General features: G+C 72.1%; 2 protein-coding genes. One reads left to right on the plus strand and one right to left on the minus strand.

The genetic code is table 11. The features are described 5' to 3' along the window. On the plus strand, positions 1 to 1,769 hold a 1,769-nt coding region (locus FOE67_RS19375), incomplete at its 5' end, for a PhoX family protein (RefSeq protein ID WP_182666034.1). A 272-nt stretch (positions 1,770 to 2,041) separates the two neighbouring features. Here FOE67_RS19375 and FOE67_RS19380 read toward each other — a convergent pair. After that, positions 2,042 to 3,661 (minus strand): SLC13 family permease, encoded by a 1,620-nt coding sequence (locus FOE67_RS19380; RefSeq protein WP_182666036.1) that lies wholly within the window; start codon positions 3,659 to 3,661, stop codon positions 2,042 to 2,044. Positions 3,662 to 3,792 lie beyond the last annotated feature (131 nt).

Raw genomic sequence — 3,792 nt, forward strand, 5'->3', positions numbered from 1 at the left:
CCCACGCGGTGCCGGCCGGCAAGCCCGCCGCCCCCGGCAAGCCGGGCTCGCGCGGCCTCCTCGGGTTCGCCCCCGTCCCCACCTCCACGGACGACGCCTTCACCGTTCCGCCCGGCTACGAGACCCAGGTGCTCATCCCCTGGGGCACCCCGCTGAGCCCGCGCGGTCCGCAGTGGAGGAAGGACGGCTCCAACACCGCCGCCGAGCAGGAACAGCAGATCGGCATGAACCACGACGGGATGCACTTCTTCCCGCTGGGGAAGGGCCGGGAGGGCAACCGCCGGGGTCTGCTGGTGCTCAACCACGAGTACGTGGACCAGGAACTGCTCTTCCCCGACGGTCCGGCCGAGATGACCCGCGAGAAGGTCGCCAAGGCGCTGGCCGCCCACGGCGTCAGCGTCGTGGAGGTCGAGGAGCGCAAGGGGAAGTGGCAGGTCGTGGAGTCCCGCTACGCCCGCAAGGTCACCGGCACCACCCCGGTCGAGTTCTCCGGTCCGGTCAAGGTCACCCACCCCGAGCTGCGCTCGAACAACGCCCCCATGGGCACCCTGAACAACTGCTCGCACGGTGTGACCCCCTGGGGCACCTACCTGACCTGCGAGGAGAACTGGAACGGCTACTTCGGCACCGAGGACCCCTCCTGGTCCCCGACCCCCGAGCAGGCCCGTTACGGCATCAACGCCGGCGGCTTCGGCTACCGTTGGCACCTGGCCGACGAGCGCTTCGACGTGGCCCGCAACGGCAACGAGCTCAACCGCTTCGGCTGGGTCGTCGAGATCGACCCGACCAACCCGAAGGCCAAGCCGGTCAAGCGCACCGCCCTGGGCCGCTTCAAGCACGAGGGCTGCACCGTCGTGGAGTCCCGGGGCCGGGTCGTCGCCTACTCCGGTGACGACCAGGACGGCGACTACATCTACAAGTTCGTCGGCGAGGGCAACTGGCGCACCCAGCGCGCGCTGGGCCGCAGCCCGCTGGACCACGGCACCCTGTACGTCGCGCGGTTCGAGGACGACGGCCGGGGCACCTGGCTGCCGCTGCGCTTCGGCACCGGCCCGCTGACCGCGGGGAACGGTTGGAAGGACCAGGCGGACGTGCTCATCCGCACCCGCCAGGCCGCCGACGCCGTGGGGGCCACGAAGATGGACCGTCCCGAGTGGATCGCGGTCAACCCGAAGAACAAGGACGTCTACTGCACCCTCACCAACGGCACCGGATGGCCGGGCGAGGCCAACCCGCGCACCCCCAACCCCTACGGCCACATCATCCGGTGGGCCGAGAAGGGGAGGGACCACACCGCGACCACCTTCACCTGGGACATCTTCGTCCTCGCCGGTGACCCCGCCTACGACTCCTCGGTGGACCTGAACGAGGACAACATCTTCGGCTCGCCCGACGGCCTGTGGTTCGACGACGAGGGTCGGCTGTGGATCCAGACCGACATCTCCAACTCCTCGCAGAACCTGGCGAGTCGGGGCTACGACAACATCGCCAACAACGCGATGCTGGCCGCCGACCCGAGGACCGGTGAGATCCGGCGCTTCCTGGTGGGCCCGCGCGGGTGCGAGATCACCGGCGTGATCACCACCCCGGACCGCCGCACGATGTTCGTCAACGTCCAGCACCCCGGGGAGGCCAGCGCGGCCTGGGGCGCGCCGAGCCCGGCGAACCCCCGAGCGGTGAGCAACTGGCCCGACTTCGACCCGCAGGGCCGCCCCCGCTCCGCGACGGTGGTGATCCGCCGCACCGACGGCGGGATCATCGGCGCCTGAGCCCGGGCGACCCCGGCGCGGGGCCCGGGCCGATCCGCTCCCCGGATCGGCCCGGGCCCCGCCCGTCCTCCCGCCCCCGGACCGGGCGCCGGGGCCTCCCGGCACCGATCCGACCGCGAGGGGCACCGCCCCGGTGAACCGGCGCGGTGCCCCTCGCGGTGTCGCATCGGCCGGAAGCCCTCGTGGCGGGCCCGCCCCGCCGCGTCGCCCGGCACGGCACCCCGCCGCGTCGGGCGTCGGCCCGGGCGGGCCGACGCCCGACCCGCGCGGCACTAGACGGTGAGACCGAAGACCAGGATGCCCAGGCTGTAGAGGGCGAGCATCAACAGCACGATGCCGATGACGTTGAGCCAGATCCCGCCCCGGATCATCTGTCCGATGGTCACCTGACCGGAGCCGAAGACCACCGCGTTCGGCGGGGTGGCCACCGGCAGCATGAAGGCGCAGGTGGCGGCGACGGCCACGGGGATGAGCAGGAGCATCGGATCCAGTCCCAGGCCCCCCGCGACCCCCGCCATGATCGGCAGGAACGTCGCCACCGTCGCGGTGTTGCTGGTCAACTCCGTCAGCAACAGCACCAGGACCGCCACCGCCACCACGAACAACACGGTCGGCAGCACGTCCAGGCCGGTGACCCGATCGCCGATCCACGGCCCCAGCCCGGTCCGCTCCCCGTCCTCCCCGGTGCGGTTGAACGCCCCCGACAGCGCCAAACCCCCGCCGAACAGCAGCAGGATGCCCCACGGCAGGGCCTTGGTGTCCTCCCAGCCCAGCGCCCGGTGCCGGCGGTCGCGGGTGACCGGCAGCAGCAGGAGCAGCACGGCGGCGGTCATCGCGATCGCCGCGTCGTCGATCCGCTCGGTCCACGGCCACACGCCGTGCAGTTGGGGCAGCACCACCCAGGAGACGGCGGCGAACACGAAGACCGCCAGCACCGTCCACTCCGGGCGGCTGATCGGCCCCAGTTCGCGCAGCTTCTCCCGGATCAGCTCCCGGCCGCCCGGGATCTCGCCGACGCGCGGGCGGAAGACCACCCGGGTGAGCACCAGCCAGGCGATGACCAGGAAGACCGCGGCGATCGGCACCCCGAACTGCATCCACTGGAAGAAGCTGATCGAGATGCCGTAGTTCTCGTCGACGAAGCCGCGCAGCAGGGTGTTGGGCGGGGTGCCGATGATCGTGCCCAGCGAGCCGATGGAGGCCGCGTAGGCGATGCCCAGCATCAGGGCGGTGGCGAAGTTCGGGTCCCGTCGGCCGTCCCCGAGCTGGGCCATCAGCCCGAGCACGGCGATGCCGATGGGCAGCATCATCACGGCCGTCGCGGTGTTGGAGATCCACATGCTCAGGAACGCCGAGGCGATCATGAAGCCCAGGATCATCCGGCGCGGACCGGTGCCGACCACCAGCACGGTGGCCAGCGCGAAGCGGGTGTGCAGGTTCCAGCGCTGCATCGCGATGGCGATGATGAACCCGCCCATGAACAGGAAGATCACGGGGTTGGCGTACGGGGGCGCCACCTCGTCGATGGGCGCCACGTCCAGCGCCGGGAAGGCGATCAGCGGCACCAGCGCCGTGGCGGGCAGGGGCAGCGCCTCGCTCATCCACCACACGGCCATCAGCACGGCCACCGCCGCCACGTTCTTGTCCTGGGGGGCCAGCGAATCGGGAAGCACCCACCGGACGAGGACGGCCAGTGCCAGCCCCCCGAGCAGGCCGACCCACTGTCGCGTCCGCACCCCGGTGCCCGGCCGGTCGGCGGTCTCCACCCGGGGCGAGGCGTCGGGGTCGCCCGGTCCGCCGCCCCCCGTGCCGTCCGCGGCGGGGGCCTCCCGATGTTCCGGTCGCTCCTCGGCGGGCCTCGTCGTCCCGGTATCCGACACCGTGTCCCCCATGTTCCGACATGCGCAGATGTGGACGGCCCCGAGGGGCCGACTGTCGCCGGCCCCTTGCCCGTTCCACCGGCGTCCACGCGCCGGGCCGGAGAGTGTTATCGGGGTGTTGCCCGGGGCGCCGGGGGCAGGGG

It is taken from the genome of Streptomyces calidiresistens, assembly GCF_014141525.1.
GTDB classification, from domain to species: domain Bacteria; phylum Actinomycetota; class Actinomycetes; order Streptomycetales; family Streptomycetaceae; genus Streptomyces; species Streptomyces calidiresistens.